Genomic DNA, 18,189 nt, shown 5'->3' on the forward strand with positions numbered 1-18,189 from the left:
GGATTCCTTGTCTTGCAAAAATCACAGCAGCACGGGCCGCAAGGCCGCCTGCAGCGCCACCGCCTGGAACGCGGCCGCATCCTGCGCGCGCACCACGCCCAGATAATAGGTGTCCTCGTCGCCGTGCAGGTTGACCAGGCGCAGCTGATGCGGCGCCAGGTGGGCGGCAATGGCGGCCAGGCCTTCGACCATCGCGTCGCCATCCTCGCGTTCCTTCCAGCGGAAGTCCAGCAGCGCGGGCAGGCCGATATGCTGGGCGATGCGCGGCACTTCATCGACCGATTTCCAGTCCAGGGTGGCGCCGTGGCCCAGCACATCGGCGGCCGTGGACCAGAGCAGGAAGAAACACGCTGCTGCGGGCGTGTCTCCTTCGTATTCTTCTTCCGGGTCGTCCTGCGCCAGTTCTTCCAGGGTGATGTCCACGCAGCGCGCGGCCAGTTCTGCATCGCCCAGAAAGAGCAGGGCGGCCATGGCGCGCAATTGCTCGCGGTCGGCCTTGGCCAGGATTTGCGCCGGCGTGAAGCTGCGGCGCGGCACCGCTTTCTTCTTGCCCAGCCCCATGGCCTCGCTCAGTTGCGCCGTGATCGCCGCCTTGAAGTTTTCCACGGTGTCGAACTGCTCCAGCAACTGGCCCGTGAAATCCATGCTCCAGGCCATGCCATCCTTGACGACATATAAAAAGTCGCTTTGCACGGCCACGCCGCGCAGATGGTGGGCGGGCGGATACAGGGGCGTGAAAGCCTGTTTTCCATCCAGCTTCAGCATGCAGGCGAGACCTTGCGCGTCGATGGCGAAGATCTGGTTCTTGCGCAATTTGGGCGGCGACGAGGTGGTGGCGCAGTCGATGGCCTCGTACTGGCAAGGCGCCAGCAGCTCGCCCTGGTGATTGATCAGGCCAAACAGAGAGCGCCTCGCGATGCGAAGGCTGACGATGGCGATCTTTTTCCTGGTGCCGAAATCGTGCACGGAGTTGTAGACGAGCGGCACGACGACCTTGCCCGTCTTGTCGACCACGCCGTGCACATTGCGCTTCTCGTCATCGTCAATCTGGTCCGTCTGGCGCTCGATGTCGATCAAGCCATCTTCACGCTCGCACATATTGTCCACCCTGTCGATGAGCAGCGCACCATCGGGCAGGCTCAGCAAGCGGCTGGCGCCGTCCGGATCGATCTGCTGCAGCAGATGGGGGCTGATCACGTACAGGGCGCCGGGGGCGGGCGGCAGCACCAGCGTGCCGTTGAGGTCCAGCACGCCGTGCGCGTCGGGCGCGTCCGCCGTGGCAAAGGTGATCCAGCCATCGTCCGCATAATAAACGCCCAGATCCACATAGCGCTGCGACAGCGGCACGATCCAGCGGCCATACGGCGTGACCAGGCCGGTGACGTCCGGTTCGCCGGCGGCGCTCACTTCATAGCACAGCGCGTCTTCTTCCCAGCCCACCACTTCCAGGCCTTGCAGGAACGGCAGTTCGTCCGTACCGAGTTCCTCGACATTGGCCAGCTGCGCATCGGCCGTGGCCGACCAGTAGCCGGTGGCAGGCGACGCGGCGCCGATGGCCAGCAATGGCGCCAGCGCATCCCGGTCGCCGCGCAGCAGGGCAGAGTGCAAGGCTTGCGCCTCGGCGCGCAGGGCGTCGAGCGCGGCCGCGTAGTCCGGCGTGCCGATATCGTGCGGGATCAGTTGTACGCCATCGAGGATCAGCCATGGCTGGCCGCTCGCCAGCAGGGCGCTGATGGCGCCGCGCGCGACGATGGCGGCCGCGTCGCGCGGTTTGTCCATCAGCGCGGACAATGCTTGCCAGCTGGCCTGCGCCTGCGCCATCGGTGCGGCCAGCACGCAGGGGCAGTCCTCGCCATCGCCGTAGATGGGCCAGGCGGTGGTCTGCGTGCCGGCGCCGATGAGCAGCTTGAACAGCATCGGCGTGTCCAGCCGCCACTCGGCCAGGCCGGTGATCGTCTCGGTGTCGAAGCCGGCTTGGCCGGGCAGGAAGGCGGTGCTGAACAGGGCTGCGGTATTGATCATTGATATTTGTCTGAAAGTGGACGGGGGATTCAGGGTGCTGGCGGCATGACCCAGTGGGCCAGCGCGCCGCGATCCAGTCCCAGGTGTTTGGCCGCGGCGGCCGCCTCGAAGGCCCACAGGCCGTAGTAGCCGCCCAGGCCGTGTGCGCGCAAATGGCCGTTGAACCAGTCTTCGCGCACCAGCGCCGTGTGCCAGCTGGCCAGGTAGTGTTGCAGGTGCTCCAGCTGCTGCGCGGGATCGTCCGCATCCAGGCACTCGAACAGGGCTGAATAGGGTTCTGCGAAATACCATTCGTCGACGGCGGGACGCTGGGGATCGATGGTCGACAGCAGCGCCTCGTACACGCCGTCTTCGCCATCGAAGGCCGTCTGCAGGGCGGCCAGGCGGGCAGCCAGGTCGTGGCGGCCGAACAGCAGGGTCGCGCCCAGCAGCTGCAGGGTGCGCGCGTAATCCGTCAATTGTTCGAAATCAAAGGCGGGCAAGGTATCGTCATCGTAGGCCGCAGCCAGGGCCGCGCGCGCCGTTTCGCAGGCGGCGACGGCCGCTTCCAGCGCCGTTTCTACTTCCGGTAAGGGCAAGCCTGCCGTGTAGCGCAGCGAGAAGACCTGGTAAGCCGTGCTGGCGGCCGCGCACGCCCAGTAGGCCGCGTCGCCGCCATCGATTTCCGCCTGCGCCTGCGCGCGTCCGTAGGCGGCCAGCAGGGCGTCGAGGTAAGCGAGGTTGCGGCTAAAGTCGAACGCAGTGCCGAACGTCTCGGGCGGCACCTGGCGCGGCGCGTGGGGCCAGGGCGTGGATGAAGCCGGGCAGGTGGCGGCGCATTCGCGCTGGATGGCCCAGTCGGCGAAGATTTGCTGCAGATATTGCGCCGTTTCGTCGTCGTGGGCGATGGCGCCGGCGCCCACCAGGGTTGTGCCCAGCATGGTATAGCCGGGAAAGCGGCTGCTTTCATACGCGATGGTGGTCACGCTCTGGATGGTCCTGCCGTCGCTCAGGTCGCGCACGCGGAAGTACACGTCGTCCCAGCCGGCCAGCGGTGCCGCTGGCGGTGCATTCGGCAAGGTCGCCCAGCTGCCGTCCTCCTGCTCTTCATAGGCATCGAGCAGTTCGTCGAGGCCACCGGGGCGGTCGATGCGGTTGTTGGCGTCGTATTGCAGGCCCAGTTCGGCCGCGAAGGCTGCCGCGTGGCGGCCCGCGAACACCAGGTATTGCGCATTCATTGTGCCGACCAGCAGGTCCGTGTGCTGGCCTGCCACGACGAGCGCCTGCGGCAGCCGGTACCAGTGGTGGCCGGGGATGCCCGCCATGGGGCCGCCTTCGTCCGCGTCCGGGTTCGTGCAGCGCAGCTGTTCCAGCCAGTTGTAGCGTTCGTGCCGCTGGGCTTCCGTGCCGCTGCCTCGGCCAGTCAATTCATCGTGCAGGGTATTCAATAACATCATGCATCCATCCTAAAAAAAGCCGTATGGCCGGCGCTCATGCCGCTGCTGTTTGCGCAAACGCAAACAGCGCGTCGAGCACGGCGTCGGGCTGCTCGGCCATCAATTCGTGCCCGCTGTCGACCTGCACCACCGTGCCATGCGCGATGGCAGACGTGAGCAGGCGGGTCGATTTGGGTGGCGTCATCATGTCGCGCGCGCCGAAAATAAATAAAGTCGGACAGTGTACCGAAGCGGCGGCGATTTCGCCGTTCGCGTAGGCATTGCAGGCAAAAAAATCCGTGTGAAACACATGATCGGGGTTGAGGGTGGCGATGCGCTGTTTCAAGCGCCGCGCGCCGCCCATGGCATAAAAGCCGGGGCCGGGGAACGACGGCTTTTGCGCGATCGACGAGTGCGACCAGATATTGACCATGTCGATGGCCGCCTGTTCATCGTTGAGTGACGTTTCCAGCAGCGCCGGCGAGACCTTCATCGGGTAGGTGGAGCCCAGCATGGCCAGGTGGCTGATCCTTTCGGGCGCCAGGAATGCCGCTTCCAGCGCGATCAAGGAACCCATGCTGTGGCCGATCAGCATGGCCCTGGCCGCGCCGGCAGCGTCCAGCACGGCCAGTATCCAGCGCGCCAGCTCTTCCACCGTGGTTTTCGCCGCGCCCAGGCTGCGCCCGTGGCCCGGCAAATCGACGGCCAGCACGTTCCAGCCGTGGTGGGCAAAATAGCGCGTTTGCAGGGCCCACACGGAATGGTCGTTCTGCGCGCCGTGGATGAAGACAGCCGTCGGCTGGTTCGGGTTGAATGGTTTGCCACCCGTGTAGCAGTAAGCCGTGGTGTTGTCGATGGTGAGCAGCATCTCAGGCGCCTTTCTGCGACAGTTTCAGGCCGCGGGCCAGGTCTTCGATCAAGTCATCGGCGTCTTCCAGGCCGACGGACAAACGCATGGTGCCCTGCGTGATGCCGGCCTGCGCCAGCTGGTCGTCGGGCACGCGGAAATGCGTGGTGGAGGCGGGGTGGATGACGAGTGACTTGGCGTCGCCCACATTGGCCAGGTGCGAGAAGATCTTCAGGCTGTCGACAAAGCGCTGGCCCGCCGCGCGGTCGCCGCGCAGCCTGAAGGTGAACACGCCGCCCGCGCCTTTCGGAAGCAGGTTTTTCGCCAGCTCGTAATCGGGATGCGACGGCAGTTCGGGGTAGGACACGGACTCCACGGCCGGATTGGCCAGCAAAAAGTCGATGATTTTGCGCGTATTGGCCACGTGGCGGTCCATGCGCAAGCCCAGGGTTTCGATGCCCTGCAAGATGGCGAAGGCATTGTGCGGGCTCATGACGGCGCCGAAATCGCGCAAGCCTTCGCGCCGCGCGCGCAGGGCGAACGGCGCTACAGTCGATTCCTCGGCGAAGACCATGCCGTGAAAGCCGTCATACGGCTCGCACAGTTCGGCGAAACGCCCCGTCTTGTCGTATGCCGTTTGCCATTCGAAGGTGCCGCCATCGACGAGCAAGCCGCCGATGGCCGTGCCATGCCCGCATAAAAACTTGGTGGCCGAGTGGAACACCAGGTCGGCGCCATGCTCGAAGGGGCGCAGCAAATATGGCGTGGTAAACGTCGAATCGAGCATCAGCGGCAACTGGTGTTCGTGCGCCAGCGTGGCAATTTGCGGGATATTCAGCACGTCGAGGCCGGGATTGCCCAGGGTTTCGGCAAACAGCACTTTTGTAGTTGGGCGGATGGCGGCGCGCCAGGCGTCCACGTCGCGCGGGTCGACAAACGTCGTCTCGATGCCGAAGCGTTTCAAGGTGTAGGCCAGCAGGTTGTGCGAGCCGCCGTACAGGGCGCGCGAGGCAACGATGTGCGAACCGGCGCCGGCGATGGTAGATAAACCAAGATGCATGGCGGCCTGGCCGCTGGCCGTGGCGATGCCGGCCACACCCCCTTCAAGCGCGGCGATGCGTTCTTCCAGCACGGCGTTGGTGGGATTCGAGATGCGCGAGTAGACGTGGCCGGCCCGCTCCATATTGAACAGCGAAGCCGCATGTTCCGAGCTCTTGAAGGCAAACGAAGACGTGAAGTGGATGGGCGTGGCGCGCGCGCCCGTGGCCGGGTCGGGCGCGGCGCCCGCATGCAGGGATAAGGTATTGAAACCGGGGTATTTCGGGCCGCTCATGGTGTCTCCGCCAAGTTTTATAGTGGCAAGATCGTAACCTGATTTACCTCTGAGCAAAAGGGCTCCCGTGCAGGGCGCATGGCGCCGTGCTGGCGGACGGTCAGGCTCAGCTGGCGTGTAACCTGCGGTGTAAAAAAAGTGACCGGCGCGGTGTGGCGGTGGTAGGATATCGGATCAGCGATATTCGGGCTGTTTGACCTGTGCGCGTGCGCCGCGCCGCAGGGAAGGCAGCTACGTGCCAGCGAAATCCTGGGCTTCAGGCGAACTCTCATCGCATGTCCACCAGGAAAGATTTTATGCCCGCAATATCGTTCGACGGCGCCCTTGCCGTACCCGGACCATCTATAGTCGACGGCCTCTGCCACGCAGGCTGGCTCATGCAAGAGCATTTCATTTCCCTTGAACTGAGCCACCAGCTGGCCGCCGAATGCGTGCAATCCATGCTCAGCGGCAAGATGAAGGGCGCTGGCGTGGGCAGCGGCCATGCACCGCTGCTGCAGCCGGACATCCGCGGCGACCATATCGAATGGCTGGAACCGGGTCGTTCAGAGGCGTGCGACCGCTACCTGGCGCACATGGAAGCGCTGCGTTGCCTGCTCAACCGCGAGCTGTTCCTGGGGCTGGAAGAGTACGAAAGCCATTTCGCGCTATACGCGCCGGGCGCCTTTTACCGTGCCCATCTGGACCGTTTCCGCGACGACGACAAGCGCACCGTGTCCGTCGTGCTGTACCTGAACGACGACTGGCTGCCCGAGCACGGCGGCGCGCTGCGCCTGCACCCGCAGGGTGGGCCCGTGGTGGACATCTTGCCGCAAGCGGGCCGCATGGCCATGTTCATGTCGGGCGAGATGCTGCACGAAGTGCTGCCGACGGCGCGCGAGCGCTTGTCGATAGCAGGTTGGTTCCGCCGTAGAGCGTAACGAAAAGGTGCGCGCAATCCCCCTCGATTTGATTGCGCGCAAGGCTGGATTTTTCCGCAGGCATAGGCTACAGTCGCAGTAAGGGCTAGAATAACTAAAATACCAATCACGCGGACAGGACGGCCAATATGAAAGTATCTGAAATTCTCCAAGTCAAGGGCAATATCCTCTACACGGTCACGCCTGACCAGCCCCTGCTTGACGCGGCCAATACCATGGCTGAAAAAGACATCGGTTCGCTGGTGGTCATGGAATTTGGCGACCTGGTCGGCATGCTGACCTTCCGCGAGGTGCTCAACGCGCTGCATGAAAACGCAGGCCAGATCGGCGGCGGCACCGTGCGCAAGCACATGGATGACCACCCGATCACCGTGACGCCGGATACGGAAGTCAACGAAGTGCGCCGCATCATGCTGGAAAAACACGCGCGCTACCTGCCCGTCATGAACGCCAAGACCTTGCTGGGCGTCATTTCCTTCTACGACGTGGCGCGCGCCGTGCTCGAAGCGCAAAGTTTCGAGAACCAGATGCTGAAAGCGTATATCCGCGACTGGCCGGCCGAAACCACCGATTAAGCGACGCTGATCGAGTAAAAACAACGCCGGCAACTGCCGGCGTTTTGCATGGTTGATTCAAAGTGATGCCTAGGCAGCGCCCTGCAACGCCTCGTTGTTTAGCCAGGTGCCCAGCGCCGTGGCCGTCATTGGGCGGGCGAACAGGAACCCTTGCGCCATCGGACAGCCCAGGGCCTGCAAAATTTGCGCCTGCCGCTCGTCTTCCACGCCTTCCGCGATCACGGCCAGGCCCAGGTTGCGGCCCAGTTGGATGACCATTTCGGCGATGCTGCTGCCGCGCGCGGAACCCGTGATCTCGGTGACGAAGGCGCGGTCGATCTTCAGGCGGTCGACCTGCAGGCGCTGCAAATAGGATAGAGAGGAAAAACCCGTGCCGAAGTCGTCGATGGCGATGCTGACACCCGTTTGCTTGATCTGCCACAGCATCTTGATCAGCAGGTCCGGCTCTTCCATGGCCATCGATTCCGTGATTTCCAGCTCGATGAATTCAGGCGGCGCCTGCGTCTCTTCCAGCGCCGCGCGCAGCATGTCCAAAAACAGAGGGTGGCGGAACTGCACTTGCGACACGTTGACGGACATGACGAAGTTGCGGTGGCCCTGCTCGCGCAGCAGCACCAGTTCGCGGCACGCCGTGCGCAGCACCCACTCGCCCAGGTCGATGATGATGCCCGAGTATTCGGCAATCGGAATGAAGCGGTCGGGCGAGATGAACTTGCCATCCGGCGTCTGCCAGCGCAGCAGCGCTTCGGCGCCCACGGGGCGGCGCGTGGTCAGGTCGATCTGCGGCTGATACACGACAAACAGCTGGCCCTGGCTGAAAGCCGTGCGCAGCGCGTGCATCATGCGGACTCGTTCGCGGATTTCGATGCCCATGCTGCGCGAGAAATAGAAGTGTCCGGCGCGCTGCTGGCTTTTCGCCCGCTTCAGGGCGATATCGGCATCCTTCAGCGCATCGGCGCCCGTGCCCGCATGTTCGCCCAGCCGCACCAGGCCCAGGGTGGCGGACAATTGCACGTCCTGCCCATCGATGCAGAACGGCGCCTGGAACAGGGCCAGGATGTTGTTAGGATTGACTTGCGAGGAGTCGCCCAGCACGCAAAAGATGTCGCCGCCCAGGCGCGCCACCGTCAGCTGGGGGCCCAGCTGGGTTTGCAGGCGTCCCGCCACGGCCACGAGCAGCATGTCGCCGAACTGGTGTCCCAGCGCGTCGTTGGTCTCGGCAAAATGGTCGAGGTCCACCAGTGACAGGGTGGCGTCGTCGCGCGCGGGGCCGGCCAGGGTGGCGTCGAGGATTTCCACCAGGCGCGTGCGGTTGGGCAGCTTCGACAATTGATCGTAGAAGGCGGCATTGTGCAGGTGCGACACCAGCTCGACGTTGTCCAGGCCCACGGCGACGTTGCTGCAGAAGACTTCCAGCAGGCTTTCGTCGATGGCCGACAGGGGGCGCGGCAGCACGAGGTAGGCGGCCGCGTCGCGGCTGGCCTTGCCCGCGAAGTACAGGGTGGCGTAGTCGTGCGCGTACACATTGCGCCGCTGCGCCAGGGTGTGCTCGATGGCGGCCATCACGCGCGGGTTTTGCAGGCCGCATAGGGCGCTGTGCGGCAAGCTGGAAAAGCTGCCGGTGCAGGCCGAGACGAGCAGTTCCCGTGCGCCATTGTCCTGCAAATCCTGCACGCACAGCACGCCGTCGGCGCGGATGCCCAGCAGGTCGGCGATCTGCGCCAGCACGCCGGCCGAGAAATTCTGCACGCCATGCAGGGCCATCAGCTGCGTGCTGGCGTGGACGATACGGTCCAGGCCGCGCCGGCTGCTGCTGATCGAACGGATCTGCTCGTACGAGCGGATGGCGGCCGTCACCGTGGTAAACAGCTTGATGCGCGTCAGTTCGGACTTGGTCTTGTAGTCGTTGATGTCGAAATCGCGGATGGCATCGATTTCCGGCGCATAGCCGGGCTGGCCCGTGCGCAGGATGATGCGTACGTCCGTCATTTTCAGGGTTTCGCGGATGTAGCGCACCAGGTGCAGGCCCGCGTCATCCTGTTCCATCACCACATCGAGCAGGATGACGGCGATGTCGTCTTCATGCTTGAGCAGTTCGCGCGCCTGGCCGGCCGAATACGCATGCACGAATTCCAGCGGGCGGTGCTGCATTTCCAGGTTGCCGAGGGCGAAAGTGGTGGTGGAGTGGACGTCTTCATCGTCGTCGATGATCATCACCCGCCAGACGCTGCGCGGTGCGGCCGTCAGCGGCGCCGCTGGTTGTTCATCGAGGAATACCAGGTCGTCGTGATCGTCCTTGTTGGCGTCAAGGGGGATGATCGGTGCGGGCATGTATAGCTTCTCCAGGATGACTCGGAACGAGATGTGAGCACATCAGAAATGTCCAGGGCGTTGTTGCAGCGCCTCGCCGTACTTGCGTACTGTCTTCGGCGCCGCGCCTAGCCCTGACCATTTCTGATGCACTCAGGGCGCATCGAAAATGTAGCACTCAGGTGCTGCCGAGGCTCGCACATTTTCTGATGGTCCATCGTCCAAGTATATAGCTATTTAATAAGCAAAATGTTTTTTTAAATCTATTCTGTGGAGCAATATTTCTTGTATTGCATGATTGCAACTCATATTTGGTGTTTTTGTGTGAAAAAATACGCGGGATTTTAAAATGGCGAGATGGGTGGGGCAATATCGGGGCCTGGCGTGGCATTTGCGGCATGGCATGCCCCGCAGGCTGGTAGAATTGAGTTTTTCAGTCCTCACACTTCCTACTATGTCCGGCAATTCTTTTGGCAAGCTGTTTACTGTTACCACTTTCGGCGAATCGCATGGCCCGGCCATCGGCTGCGTGATCGATGGCTGTCCTCCGGGACTGATCCTGTCGGAAGCCGATATCCAGCCCGAGCTGGACCGCCGCAAGCCGGGCACGTCGCGCCATGTGACGCAGCGCCAGGAATCCGATACGGTGGAGATTCTGTCCGGCGTGTACCAGGGCGTGACGACGGGTACGCCCATCGCGCTGCTGATCCGCAATGAAGACCAGCGCAGCAAGGATTACGGCAATATCGCGGAAAGCTTCCGCCCCGGCCATGCCGACTATACCTACTGGCATAAATACGGCGTGCGCGATCCGCGCGGCGGCGGGCGCTCCTCGGCGCGCCTGACGGCGCCCGTGGTGGGCGCGGCGGCGATCGCCAAGAAATGGCTGCTGCAGCAGTACGGCACCACGTTCAAGGGCTGCATGAGCCAGCTGGGTGACATTCCCGTGCCGTTTCAGTCGTGGGAACACGTGCATGCGAACCCGTTCTTTGCCGCCAGCGGCGACGCGGACCTGATCGCGCGCATGGAAGATGCCATGGACCAGTTGCGCCGCGACGGCGATTCCATCGGCGCGCGCATCGACGTCATCGCGCAAAACGTGCCTGTCGGCCTGGGCCAGCCCATCTACGACAAGCTCGACGCGGACATCGCCTACGCCATGATGGGCATCAATGCCGTCAAAGGCGTGGAAATCGGCGCCGGTTTCGATTCGGTGGCGCAAAAAGGTTCCGAGCACGGCGACGAACTGACGCCGGAAGGCTTTATCGGCAATAACGCCGGCGGCGTACTCGGTGGCATTTCGACGGGGCAGGATATCAGTGTCTCGATCGCCATCAAGCCGACGTCGTCGATTCGCACGCCGCGCCGCTCGATCGATAAGGAAGGCAATCCCGTGATGGTGGAAACCTTCGGCCGCCACGACCCGTGCGTGGGCATCCGCGCCACGCCGATCGCCGAAGCCATGCTGGCGCTGGTGCTGATCGACCACGCCCTGATGCACCGCGCGCAATGCGGCGATGTCAGCGTGAATACGCCGAAGTTGAAGTAAGTTGAAGTAAGTTGAATGTTGTTGGATGACGGGCCTGCGTTGCGGTGATGTCGGGTTACGCCATTCTGGCTAACCCGACCTACGGCCCACGCCATGCGCGCGCGTAGGTCGGATTAGCGGGGCATGGCCCCGCGTAATCCGACAACATCGTTGGCGCTTCCTGTCACGCCACCTTGTTCGCCACTAATTCCAATTGATGGCGCATCTCCACCGACTGCACCAGCAACGCACGGATATCGTTGATCAGGTTGAACTCCGTCTGATTCAATTGAATCGGCGGGAAGCTGTCGTCCCAGTCGCCATATAAAAATCCCGTGGGGTGGCCGTTGGCCGACAGGGGCAGCACGACGAAGCTGCGCGCTTCCGAGAGGGTGGATTTCCACCATTGCGGCAGCTTGGCGGCAAATTTCGGGTCGCGCGCATTGTCGATGAAAATCACGCGGTCGCTGTTGAGGGCCGCGTGGAACACGTTCGGTTCATACGCGTCGCCAAACACCATCAGGTCCTGCAGGTCGGCCATGCCTTCGCCCATGCTGATGCGCGCCGAATACAAATGATCCCTGTGGTTGCGCACGAACGCCACCGATCGCGAAAAATCAAAGCCCTGGTGCAGCGTTTCGAGCGCCATCGAGACCATCTGTCCCGGACTGGCGCTGCCGATGGCGCCGCGCAGGTCGGCCAGGCCGCCGATCAGCACGCGGTTGCCTTCGGCGCGCATGCGCGTGGACGCCAGCTGGCGCGCGCGTCGTTCGGCCGGCTTCGACAGGGGTGCGATCGACAGGTCGGCCGCCGCCATCGCCTTGGCCTTGTCCACGGCCACCACCAGGTCCGTCGCCGTGATGCCCAGAGTGCCCGCGTAATCGTCGATCAGCGCATGCACTTGCGCCGCGCCGGCCGCATCGTCATGCCACAGCGAGTCGGCGCAGCGCGCCGCCATCGTCGACAGGCCCGCCATCCAGTCGGCGCCGCTGACGGGAGAGTTGTCCGGCGACGGGTCCATCGGACGCATGCCGTTGATCAGGTGCTGCGGCAAGCCCCAGTGGGCGGCCGTGGCATAGCCCACTTCGGGCAGCGACAGGCCGAGGATTTCGCGCGCGGCGGCCGCCTCGTTGCCGGGACCGGCGTGCGCCTGCATGCGCGCCCAGAAGTCCGTCATATAGAACGTCACCATCATGCGGCCCAGGGTGTGCAGCATCGAGCAGACGACGGCTTGCTCCGCCTGCAGGCTGCCGGCGCTGGTGGCCACCTGCTGCGCCACCATCCCGGCCAGCACGGCCTTTTCCATTTCCACGTGGGCGCTGACGGAATCGGGCGAGGCCTGCGACAGCTCCTCGATCAGCTTCAAGCCCAGCGCCAGGTGTCCGATGGCGTCGATGCCCAGCACCAGCACGGCTTTCGACACCGTGTTGACGCGCTGGCCGAAGGCCGAATACATGCCGCTGTTGGCCAGCCTGAGTACCTTGTGCGTGAGGACAGGGTCGGACAGCACCGTTTGCGTGATGTCGAATTCGTGGTCGTCCTCGCCGCGCATGGCGCCCAGGATGGCGCTGATGGCTTTCGCGAAGCCGGGCATGTCGCCCTGCTGGCGCGTGCGCGCCCACAGCAAGTCCAGGGTGTTTTTGCCGAGCTGTGTCGGCACCGTGAAATGACCTGGATTCATTGCACCCCTCCGCGCGGTTCATTGGCAGACGGCGCAGGCACCAGCGCCGCATAGGTTTTGTCGCTCAAGGCCGCTAGCGCGGCATGGGCCGGCATCGGTTTGCCCGTCAGGTAGCCTTGCACATACTGGCAGCCGCGCGACTCGATAAAATGCATCTGCTCTTCGGTTTCCACGCCCTCGGCCACCACGGACAGGTTCAAATGCTTGGCCAGGTCGAGAATGGTGTTGCAGATGGCCGCATCCTTGCTCGATTCGGGCAAGTCCTTGATGAAGGTGCGGTCGATCTTCAGCACCGAAATGGGGAAGCGCTTCAGATACGCGAGCGAGGAGTAACCGGTGCCGAAATCGTCGATGGCGATGCGCGCGCGGCGCTCCGTCATCTTGACGAGGATGGTTTCCGCATGCACGGGGTCGATCATCAGGGTGCCTTCCGTAATTTCCAGCACCAGGTGTTCGCCGGACAGCCCGGAAAACGCGATGGCGTCATCGAGCACGTCGAGGAATTTGTCGTTGCGGAACTGGCGCGGGCTGATGTTGACGGAGATGTACAGCGGCCGCTTGGCCACTTCCTGGAACTGCTTGAGCTGCACGCAGGCCGCTTTCAGCGCCCAGGCGCCCAGCAGGTTGATCAGGCCATTGGCTTCGGCAATCGGGATGAAGCGCACGGGCGGCACCAGGCCCAGGGTCGGGTGCTTCCAGCGCATCAGGGTTTCGAAACCCTGGATTTGCCGCGTGTGCGCGTCGACGATGGGCTGGTAAAAGAGTAAAAACTCGCCTTCGCGCACGGCCTGGAACATGGCCGCTTCCAGCGAAATATCGTGTTCCGACGGGCCATTCAGGCGCGGGCTGTAGACGAGGCAGCGGGCCTTGCCCGTTTCCTTGGCGCGCGACATGGCCGCATCGGCCAGTGCCACCAGGCGCACTTCATCTTCCGCGTGCAGCGGATAGATAGCCACGCCCACGGACGCTCCCACGTAGATCGTGTGGCCATCGACCTCGAACGGCGCCTGCAGGGTGGCCAGCAGGCGGCCCGTCACCAGTTTGATCTGCGCATCCGTGGCGCTGCCGGGCAGCACGGCGACGAATTCATCGCCGCCCACGCGGGCCAGGGTGTCGCTGTCGCGCAGGGTCTTGCGCAGGCGCGCCGCGGCCAGGCGCAGCACGGCGTCGCCGACCGGGTGGCCCAGGCCATCGTTGACCTTTTTAAAACCATCGAGACCGATGGTGGCGACGGAAAAGCCCTGGCCCGAACGTGCGGCCTGGGCGATCACCATGCGGATGCGGTCCGACAGCAGCAAGCGGTTCGGCAGACCCGTGAGCGCGTCGTGCGTGGCCATGTGGCGCAGCCGTTCTTCCGTATTGTGCTGGGCCGACGTGTCGCGCCCGACCACCAGCAGTTCGGCCATGCCGGCCGCGTTCATATAAGAAGACAGGCGCAGTTCGAACCAGATTTCCTGGTCCGGCGTTTGCAGGCGCACTTCCAGGCGGCCCGGTTCTTCCAGGGCGTCTTCCAGCGCCGCTTGCAGCGCCGCGCGCGACGCTTCGGCGGCCAGCGGCAGAAGCAAATGGCCGGACATGCCCGAGGGTGCGGCAAACAGGGTGGCCGCGCGCTTGCTGGCGAACAGGATCAGGCCGTCCGTATCGAGCCGGAACACGACGTCGCCTGCCTCTTCCATGAGGTTGTCCAACTCGTGGCGAGCCTCGCGGTGGGCGGCGGATGGGGTACTGGAAAACATCGTGCTGGCTTTTACCTTTTTGTTATCAGTGCCGGCGCTCGCTGCAGGGCAGGGCGCCAACGGAAAGACTGCGTCGTGCGTGCCGCGTGCCATAGGGGCCGAAAGGGCGGCTATCGGAACGCGATCCACACGAAATGTATCATTGAAAAGCACCCGATTACATGAAATAGAGCAACATTGCTTCAGGTTTTGTAAATATTCCTGCCTTCCATGAAAAAAATCATGTCGCGCGGGGCATGCGGGCATTTTCATTCCACATGGAAACATTTATCTGCGCCTGCTTCCACTGGCGCGCTTGCCCCGCCATGCGCTTTGCGCTAGTCTGGCTGGCAGACGGTGTTGACGGTGCGCCAGCGACGGCAAGGGCGCCATGATAACAAATCGCGGGAGACTCCCATGAATGCCTTTGACACGCATGAAGTTTTTAATCAGGCCACGCCCTTTGAAAACGTCAATCTGTTCGCCTGCGACCCGGCGCTGATCGAAGCGCTGCTGCGCGAGGGCGGCGGCGCGGCCTTGCAGGAGCTCGACGCGCTGGGCGAAAAGCTGGGCCGCGCCGAAACCTATGCGCTGGCGCGCCTGGCGAATATCCACACGCCCGAGTTGCAGCAGTTCGACCGCGCCGGCCGCCGCATCGACGAAGTGCTGTTCCATCCGGCCTGGCATGAGCTGATGGCCATCCTCGTGGGCGCTGGCGCACACGCTTCACCCTGGGCCACGCCCGGTCCCGGCGCCCAGGTGGCGCGCGCGGCTGCCTATCTATTAGTGGGACAGGTGGAAAACGGCACGCAGTGTCCCGTGACGATGACGTATGCCTCGGTGCCGGCCCTGCGCCAGGCGATGGACCTGCCGCACATCGCTGCGCGCTGGCTGCCGAAAATCCTCTCGCGGGAATACGATCCCCGCTCGCTGCCCGTGGAGCAGAAGCGCGGCGCCCTGGTCGGCATGGGCATGACGGAAAAGCAGGGCGGCTCGGACGTGCGCAGCAATACCACGCGCGCCACGCCCGTGCCCCCGGCCGAGGCGCGTACCCTGTTCGGCGGCGAGGCCGCTGGCGCCTGGCGCATCGTCGGCCACAAATGGTTTTTCTCGGCGCCTCAGTGCGACGCCCATCTGATCCTGGCGCAGGCGGACGAGGGGGGATTGTCGTGCTTCTTCCTGCCCCGCTACCTGCCCGACGGCAGCCGCAACGCCATCCGCGTGCAGCGCCTGAAAGATAAACTGGGCAACCGCTCGAATGCCTCGTCGGAAGTGGAGTTCACCAATGCCTACGGCTGGCTGGTGGGCCAGCCGGGGCGGGGTATTCCCACGATACTGGAAATGGCCAGCCACACGCGCCTCGATTGCGTGCTGGGCAGCACCGGCATCATGCGCGCCTCCTTGACGCAGGCGCTGCACCACGCGCGCCAGCGGGCCGTGTTTGGCAAGCCGCTGGCCGAACAGCCGCTGATGCAGAACGTGCTGGCCGACCTGGCGCTTGAATCGGAAGCTGCCACGGCCTTCGCGCTGCGCCTGGCCCGCTGTTTCGATGAAAAGGACGATGCGCAGCAAGCGATGCTGGCGCGCGTGCTGACGCCGGCCGGCAAGTACTGGATCTGCAAGCGGGGGCCCGGCTTCGGCTTCGAAGCGATGGAAGTGCTGGGCGGCACCGGCTATGTGGAAGACGCGCCGCTGGCGCGTCTATATAGAGAGCTGCCCGTCAACTCGATCTGGGAAGGTTCGGGCAACGTCATGTGCCTCGACGTCTTGCGCGCCTTCGGCAAGTCGCCGGCCGCGCGCGACGCCCTGGCGGCCGAGCTGGCGCTGGCCGGCGATGAACACGCCGACTTTGCGGCATACCGCGCGCGACTGCTGGCCGACCTGGACGGGCCGCAAACGGATGAATTCGGCGCCCGGCAATTATCCGAACGCATCGTGCTGGCCGTGCAAGCCGGCTTGCTGCTGCGCCATGCGCCACCGTTTGTGACGCAAGCCTTCCTGCAGTCGCGCCTGGTGCAAGCGCCGGGCGGCGCGTATGGCCGCTTGCCGGCCGGCACCGATTGCAAGGCCATCCTGGCGCGCGCGCTGCGCGAGTATTGATTTCAATAAATCCGATTATTTCGAAAATTCCGGCCACAGGCGGGCTGGGGGCTGGGATAATGCTGCAATCCATCATTTTATCGATACACAGCGCGCTTGCGGCCCAGGCTTGCCGCCGCGCCAGCTACAGAGAAAGAAAAACAAGATGAAACAAGATCCACGCTTTCCGAATTTGTTCATTACCGATCACCCTTTGATCCAGCACAAACTGAGCCACATGCGCGAGCACGACACGTCGACGCGCACCTTCCGCGAGTTGCTCAAGGAAATCACTTTGCTGATGGGCTATGAAATCACGCGCGACCTGCCGCTGACGACGCGCGAAATCAAGACCCCGCTGGTCACCATCGACGCGCCTGTCATTGCTGGCAAGAAGCTGGCCATCGTGCCCATCCTGCGCGCCGGCATCGGCATGAGCGATGGCTTGCTGAACCTGGTGCCATCGGCACGCGTGGGCCACATCGGCGTGTACCGCGATCCGGCCACGCATATGCCCGTGGAATACCTGGTGCGCCTGCCCGACCTGAACGAGCGCACCTTTATCTTGTGCGACCCGATGGTAGCGACCGGCAATTCGGCCGTGTATGCCGTCGACGTGCTGAAAAAACGCGGCGTGACGGACGAGCAGATCATCTTCCTGGCCCTGGTGGTCGCACCGGAAGGCGTGACCGTGTTCCAGAACGCGCATCCAAACGTCAAGATGTTCTGCGCCTCGCTCGATTCGCACCTCGATGATCACGCCTACATCGTGCCAGGCCTGGGCGATGCCGGCGACCGCATCTTCGGCACCAAGTAAGCGAACTCAGACGAGTATTGCGATGGCAACCTTGATCGACCCGGATTTTCGCGCACGTTTGCGCGCCCTGAACGAAAAATATGCGGCTGGCGTGCCGGCCCTGTTGCAGGCGATTGCGCAGGCAAGCGGCCGCTGCGACAGCGAAGGCCCGCGTCTGGAGCCGTTGACGGAGCTGCACCGCGCGCTGCACGCGGTGGCCGGCTCGGCCGCCACTTTCGGCTTTGCCGCGCTGGGGCAGGAGTGCCGGCGCATCGAACAACTGGTGCGCGCCATGCTCAACGCCCCTGCGCAAGCGGTGGCGGAATGGTCTGCCGTGCGGGCGCAGGTGGTCGCGCTATTGGACTGGGCGCGACGCGACGCGGCCGCCACCCATTTCACCGCGTAAGTGACCGCGCCATAGTAATGTGGTTGCAATGATTCATTTGATACAACGCAAAGCACTCGCGTCGCAGATTAGGATATAGTGTCTCCATGCCGCTGGTACAGGGCGCCGCAAGACGGGGATTTGGCTATTAAAGTAGTGTTCGCAAGTTTATTTTGCGAAAGAATGGTTTTTCTCAGTTTTGTTGGTATAATTGGGCATCGTTGGATTCGAGGTAGTAGTGCAGTTTGTCTGTCATTTCTTTCTTGCTTCAAACGATATAACGGGCGCAAGCCCAACTTAACTGAAATAGGAAATTGTAATGGCAACTGGCATCGTAAAATGGTTCAATGATTCGAAGGGTTTCGGCTTTATTACCCCTGACGAAGGCGGCGAAGATCTGTTCGCTCACTTCTCGGCTATCCAGTCGAACGGCTTCAAGTCCCTGCAAGAGAACCAACGCGTTTCTTTTGAAGTGACCGCTGGCCCTAAAGGCAAGCAAGCTTCGAACATTCAGCCAATCTAATACGCTGGATCAAACGAAATAAAGAAATCCTCGGTCTCCGAGGATTTTTTTTCGTCTAAA

Annotated in this window: 14 protein-coding genes; 7 read left to right on the forward strand and 7 right to left on the reverse strand. The window is 63.3% G+C overall.

Annotated elements, in window-relative coordinates; all coding sequences use genetic code 11:
* Positions 1–21 precede the first annotated feature (21 nt).
* Genes HWE17_RS14390 through HWE17_RS14405 form a run of 4 tightly spaced genes read right to left on the reverse strand, consistent with a single transcriptional unit; the run spans position 22 to position 5,617 of the window.
* Positions 22–2,022 (reverse strand): WG repeat-containing protein, encoded by a 2,001-nt coding sequence (locus tag HWE17_RS14390; protein ID WP_176389200.1) that lies wholly within the window; start codon positions 2,020–2,022, stop codon positions 22–24.
* 29 nt (positions 2,023–2,051) lie between these two features.
* The gene (locus tag HWE17_RS14395; RefSeq protein WP_176389201.1) at positions 2,052–3,458 is read right to left on the reverse strand and encodes a PoNe immunity protein domain-containing protein; all 1,407 of its coding nucleotides are present in this window, start codon (positions 3,456–3,458) and stop codon (positions 2,052–2,054) included.
* A 34-nt stretch (positions 3,459–3,492) separates the two neighbouring features.
* Positions 3,493–4,305: an alpha/beta fold hydrolase gene (locus HWE17_RS14400; protein ID WP_176389202.1), complete on the reverse strand. Its 813-nt coding sequence runs from the start codon at positions 4,303–4,305 to the stop codon at positions 3,493–3,495.
* A 1-nt stretch (position 4,306) separates the two neighbouring features.
* On the reverse strand, positions 4,307–5,617 hold the full coding sequence (locus tag HWE17_RS14405; protein WP_176389203.1) for an O-acetylhomoserine aminocarboxypropyltransferase: 1,311 nt from the start codon (positions 5,615–5,617) through the stop codon (positions 4,307–4,309).
* 377 nt (positions 5,618–5,994) lie between these two features.
* Between HWE17_RS14405 and HWE17_RS14410 the strand changes: the two genes are divergently transcribed.
* Complete coding sequence (locus tag HWE17_RS14410) at positions 5,995–6,537, forward strand: 2OG-Fe(II) oxygenase (RefSeq protein ID WP_255206245.1); 543 nt, start codon at positions 5,995–5,997, stop codon at positions 6,535–6,537.
* A 128-nt stretch (positions 6,538–6,665) separates the two neighbouring features.
* A complete protein-coding gene (locus HWE17_RS14415) occupies positions 6,666–7,112 on the forward strand; it encodes a CBS domain-containing protein (RefSeq protein ID WP_010398828.1) in 447 nt (148 codons plus the stop codon).
* A gap of 69 nt (positions 7,113–7,181) precedes the next feature.
* On the opposite strand, the gene HWE17_RS14420 is transcribed toward HWE17_RS14415, so the two are convergent.
* Positions 7,182–9,443 carry a bifunctional diguanylate cyclase/phosphodiesterase gene (locus HWE17_RS14420; RefSeq protein WP_099403198.1) on the reverse strand — a complete coding sequence of 754 codons (2,262 nt, stop codon included), beginning with the start codon at positions 9,441–9,443 and terminating at the stop codon, positions 7,182–7,184.
* Positions 9,444–9,876: 433 nt separating this feature from the next.
* Here HWE17_RS14420 and aroC point away from each other — a divergent pair, with 433 nt between their 5' ends.
* Positions 9,877–10,971, forward strand: coding sequence for a chorismate synthase (gene aroC / locus HWE17_RS14425; protein WP_035819465.1), 1,095 nt, complete (start codon positions 9,877–9,879; stop codon positions 10,969–10,971).
* 163 nt (positions 10,972–11,134) lie between these two features.
* Here the strand turns inward: aroC and HWE17_RS14430 are convergent, their stop codons facing one another.
* Together HWE17_RS14430 and HWE17_RS14435 are read right to left on the reverse strand one after the other, a co-directional pair.
* The gene (locus HWE17_RS14430; RefSeq protein ID WP_035819462.1) at positions 11,135–12,631 is read right to left on the reverse strand and encodes an HDOD domain-containing protein; all 1,497 of its coding nucleotides are present in this window, start codon (positions 12,629–12,631) and stop codon (positions 11,135–11,137) included.
* The gene (locus HWE17_RS14435; protein ID WP_035827482.1) at positions 12,628–14,367 is read right to left on the reverse strand and encodes a bifunctional diguanylate cyclase/phosphodiesterase; all 1,740 of its coding nucleotides are present in this window, start codon (positions 14,365–14,367) and stop codon (positions 12,628–12,630) included. The genes HWE17_RS14430 and HWE17_RS14435 overlap by 4 nt, the downstream gene beginning before the upstream one ends.
* A 396-nt stretch (positions 14,368–14,763) precedes the next feature.
* Between HWE17_RS14435 and HWE17_RS14440 the strand changes: the two genes are divergently transcribed.
* The 4 genes from HWE17_RS14440 (at position 14,764) to HWE17_RS14455 (ending at position 18,129) form a co-directional block, all read left to right on the forward strand.
* Positions 14,764–16,446, forward strand: coding sequence for an isovaleryl-CoA dehydrogenase (locus HWE17_RS14440; RefSeq protein ID WP_176389204.1), 1,683 nt, complete (start codon positions 14,764–14,766; stop codon positions 16,444–16,446).
* 145 nt (positions 16,447–16,591) lie between these two features.
* Entirely contained in the window at positions 16,592–17,242 is a 651-nt protein-coding gene (upp, locus tag HWE17_RS14445; protein WP_176389205.1) for a uracil phosphoribosyltransferase, read from the forward strand.
* Positions 17,243–17,264: 22 nt separating this feature from the next.
* Positions 17,265–17,627, forward strand: coding sequence for an Hpt domain-containing protein (locus tag HWE17_RS14450; protein WP_099403202.1), 363 nt, complete (start codon positions 17,265–17,267; stop codon positions 17,625–17,627).
* A gap of 298 nt (positions 17,628–17,925) precedes the next feature.
* Positions 17,926–18,129 (forward strand): cold-shock protein, encoded by a 204-nt coding sequence (locus tag HWE17_RS14455; protein ID WP_010398811.1) that lies wholly within the window; start codon positions 17,926–17,928, stop codon positions 18,127–18,129.
* Positions 18,130–18,189 lie beyond the last annotated feature (60 nt).

The organism is Janthinobacterium sp. BJB401, from assembly GCF_013372745.1.
Classification (GTDB): Bacteria; Pseudomonadota; Gammaproteobacteria; order Burkholderiales; family Burkholderiaceae_D; genus Janthinobacterium; species Janthinobacterium rivuli.